The 3,749-nt window shown below is 72.5% G+C and carries 2 protein-coding genes and 1 pseudogene; 2 read left to right on the forward strand and 1 reads right to left on the reverse strand.

Features of this window, described 5'->3' with window-relative positions; genetic code table 11:
- Positions 1 to 494, forward strand: a pseudogene (locus B7767_RS40340) (hypothetical protein); the annotation flags it as partial.
- Here the strand turns inward: B7767_RS40340 and B7767_RS40345 are convergent.
- Positions 484 to 1,749: a transglycosylase family protein gene (locus B7767_RS40345; RefSeq protein ID WP_085576253.1), complete on the reverse strand. Its 1,266-nt coding sequence runs from the start codon at positions 1,747 to 1,749 to the stop codon at positions 484 to 486. The pseudogene B7767_RS40340 and the gene B7767_RS40345 sit on opposite strands and share 11 nt — an antisense overlap.
- A gap of 366 nt (positions 1,750 to 2,115) precedes the next feature.
- On the opposite strand from B7767_RS40345, the gene gndA reads away from it, so the two are divergent.
- Positions 2,116 to 3,555, forward strand: a complete 1,440-nt coding sequence (gene gndA / locus B7767_RS40350) for an NADP-dependent phosphogluconate dehydrogenase (RefSeq protein WP_085576254.1) — start codon at positions 2,116 to 2,118, stop codon at positions 3,553 to 3,555.
- Positions 3,556 to 3,749 lie beyond the last annotated feature (194 nt).

The following is a 3,749-nucleotide window of genomic DNA, read 5'->3' on the forward strand; positions in this document are numbered from 1 at the left end:
TCTCCCAGGCCTCCTACCGGGGCGCCGGCCTCGCGGCCCCGCTGGCCACGCTGACGGTGGTGAACCCGGTGGTGGCGGCCGCGGTCGGCATCACGATGTTCGGCGAGACCTTCCGCTACGGCACGACGGGCACGGCACTCGCACTGAGCTGTGGCGTGGTGGCGGCCGGCGGTCTGATCCTGCTGACGACGGAGCGGCTGGCCCGCGAGCACCAGGAGGCGCGGACGGCGGAGGGCTCCGTACCGGAGCCCGCTCCCGAGGGAGCTCCCGCGGCGGCCGACGAGCAGCCGGCCGCCGACCCCGCCGAGCGGCTGCTGGCCGCGCTCGAACTCCCCGAGGACGTACGGGTGCCGGCTCCCGTGCTGGCACCGGGCGGTGCGCCGGACGACGCGGGTTCCGCCCCGGTGCCGCTGGTGTCGTACGCGCCCTTCTACGGCGGCCCGTACGTGCCGGTGGCGGTGGTGGACCGGCACAGGACGCGGGTCACATCCTGACGCCGCCCGCCCTCAGGTAGGCGACCGGGTCGACGTCCGATCCGAAGCCGGGCCCCGTCCGCACCTCGAAGTGCAGATGCGGGCCCGAACTGTTCCCGGTCGAGCCGGAACGGCCGATGCGCTGGCCCGCGCCGACGGACTGCCCGCTCTTCACGGAGATCGCCGACAGGTGCGCGTACTGGCTGTAGCGGCCGTCGGCGTGCCGGACCACCACCTGGTAGCCGAACGACCCCTCCCAGCCCGCGCTGACCACGGTGCCGGCCCCGACCGACTTCACGGACGTGCCGGTGGGGACGGGGAAGTCGACACCCGTGTGGTAGCCCTTCGACCAGGCGGATCCGGCCTTGTGGTACGGCGTGCCGAGCGCGGCGCTGACCGGGGCGACCAGACCGCCGGTGGTCTTGGCGGCGCGGTCCGCACGGTCCTCGGTGCGCTGGGAGGAGGATTTCTTCTCGGCCTTCCTCTCAGCCTTCTTCTCGGTCTTCTTCTCGGTCTTCTCCTCGGCCTTCCCGGCTCTTCCGGCTTTCTTCCCGTCCGACTCGGCCGGTTTCCCGGACGTCTTCGTCGTCCCGTCGGGCAGGGCGAGCCGCTGGCCCGGAATGATCAGGTCGGGGTCGCCGCCGATGGTGGAGCGGTTGGCGTCGTACAGCTTCCGCCAGCCGCCGCCGACCCGTTCGCCCGACGCGATGCCGGAGAGGGTGTCGCCGCGGACGACGGTGTACATCTCGGCACGGCCCGCGCGGGACTGGGGTGTGGTGTGCGGTTTTACGTCCTCGACGGAGGACCCGCCGGTCTTCTTGTCGCCCTTGCTGTTCTTGCCGCTCTTCTCGTTTCCGTCCGGCTTGTCGGTGGCCGGCCGGATGTCGGGGGTGTCGCCGCCCCGGGCCAGGCCGGCCCGTACCGAGCACACCGGCCAGGCGCCGGGCCCCTGACCGTCCAGGACCTTCTCGGCGACGGCGATCTGCTGGTCCTTGGTGGCCAGATCCGCGCGCGGCGCGTACCGGGTGCCGCCGTACGCCTCCCAGGTCGACTGGGTGAACTGGAGTCCGCCGTAGTACCCGTTGCCGGTGTTGACGTTCCAGTCGTTGGTGGACTCGCAGGCGGCGACCTTGTCCCAGGTCTCCACGTCGGCCGCCTGGGCGGGGCCGGTGCCCAGCAGCGGGAGCGCCATTCCGGCGCCGCCCGCGGTGACGGTGAGCGAGGCCCGGTTGATCCTGTTCGGCTGATACCGGCGGTGCCGGCCGCGCACGGCCATGGAAATCCCCCTCGACAACGCGTCAGGAGGGGCAAAAGTAAGCGTTGCGAACTGGCCGTGACAAGACGGCTATCAGCCGCACGGATGCGCCAAGTGGCCGGGATTTTTCGCCCGTTGCGCCCCCCTTGGTGCTCCGTGGGGAGCGTGCGCGGGCGGGTGTGCCCGTCCGCGGGGGCACGCGGGTGCGTACGCCCGCTGAGTACGCGAGGGGCATCCGCGCGTATGTGCCTGAGCGGGGTCACGACGACCCGCGCGTGCGTGCGCGAGTGCGGCACGTCAGGATGGTCGATGGCAGGACTGGCGGGCATCGACCGGCAGCACCGGGACTCGGCAGTACCGATACCAAGTTCTTGAGGAGCCACCCCAATGAGCAGTTCAGCGCAGATCGGCGTCACGGGACTCGCGGTCATGGGCCGCAACCTCGCACGTAACTTCGCCCGCAACGGCTACACGGTCGCGGTGCACAACCGGACGGCGGCACGCACGCACGCGCTGGTGGAGGAGTTCGGACACGAGGGCGGCTTCGTGGCGGCCGAGACGGCCAAGGAGTTCGTGGCGGCGCTGGAGCGGCCGCGGCGGCTGGTCGTGATGGTGAAGGCGGGTGAGCCGACGGACGCCGTGATCGAGGAGTTCGCGCCACTGCTCGAGCCCGGTGACATGATCATCGACGGTGGCAACGCGCACTTCGCGGACACCCGCCGCCGGGAGAAGGCGCTGCGGGAGCAGGGCATCCACTTCGTCGGCATGGGTGTCTCCGGCGGCGAGGAGGGCGCGCTGAACGGGCCGAGCATCATGCCGGGCGGCCCGAAGGAGTCGTACGACTCGCTCGGCCCGATGCTGGAGAAGATCTCCGCGAAGGCGAAGGACGGCTCCCCCTGCGTCACGCACGTCGGGCCGGACGGCGCCGGACACTTCGTGAAGATGGTGCACAACGGCATCGAGTACGCCGACATGCAGCTGATCGGTGAGGCGTACCAGCTGCTGCGCGATGTCGCCGGGTACTCCCCCGCGCGGATCGCGGAGATCTTCCGCACCTGGAACACCGGCCGGCTGGACTCCTACCTGATCGAGATCACGGCCGAGGTGCTGTCGCACGTGGACGCCGCCACGGGCAAGCCGTTCGTGGACGTGGTGGTGGACCAGGCGGAGCAGAAGGGCACGGGCCGCTGGACCGTGCAGATCGCGCTCGACCTGGGCGTGCCGGTGTCCGGCATCGCCGAGGCCGTCTTCGCGCGCTCCCTGTCCGGTCACGCTGCGCTGCGCGAGGCCTCGCGCTCCCTGGCCGGTCCGAAGGCCGCGCCGATGGGCGAGGCGGAGGCGGCGGCGTTCGCCGACCGGGTGGAGCAGGCGCTGTACGCGTCGAAGATCGTGTCGTACACCCAGGGCTTCCACGAGGTCGCGGCCGGCAGCGAGGAGTACGGCTGGGACATCGACCTCGGCGCGGTCTCCGCGATCTGGCGCGGCGGCTGCATCATCCGCGCGGCCTTCCTGGACCGCATCCGCGCCGCCTACGACGCCCGCGCGGACCTGCCGAGCCTCCTGTCGGACGAGACGTTCGCGCGGGAGATCGCCGACGCCCAGGACGACTGGCGCGAGGTGCTGGTCGCGGCGACCCGCCAGGGCGTGCCGACCCCCGGCTTCGCCGCGGCCCTCGCCTACTACGACGCCCTCCGCGCGGAGCGCCTGCCGGCCGCGCTCACCCAGGGCCAGCGCGACTACTTCGGCGCGCACACCTACCGGCGCACGGACCGCGACGGCTCGTTCCACACGCTGTGGGGCGGGGACCGCTCGGAGGTGACGGCGTAGCACCCCGTGCGACAGGGCGGTGGACGGCCTGCCGGTCGTCCACCGCCCTGTTCCGTGCCGCGTCCGGGTCAGCTCAGCGGCGGGCCGGGTTCCGGGTTCGGCACCGGCTCGGGGCCCGGCGGGATCGGTGAGGGCGACGGCTCGGGAGGACCCGGGTGCGGCGGGGGCGGCTGCGGTCCCGGGCCCGGCGGCTG

It is taken from the genome of Streptomyces sp. 13-12-16 (genome assembly GCF_002114215.1).
GTDB lineage: Bacteria > Actinomycetota > Actinomycetes > Streptomycetales > Streptomycetaceae > Streptomyces.

Coding starts and splice junctions, on each gene's coding strand:
- B7767_RS40345 (WP_085576253.1), bottom strand. CDS start 1,749: ATGGCCGTGCGCGGCCGGCACCGCCGGTATCAGCCGAACAGGATCAAC.
- gndA (WP_085576254.1), top strand. CDS start 2,116: ATGAGCAGTTCAGCGCAGATCGGCGTCACGGGACTCGCGGTCATGGGC.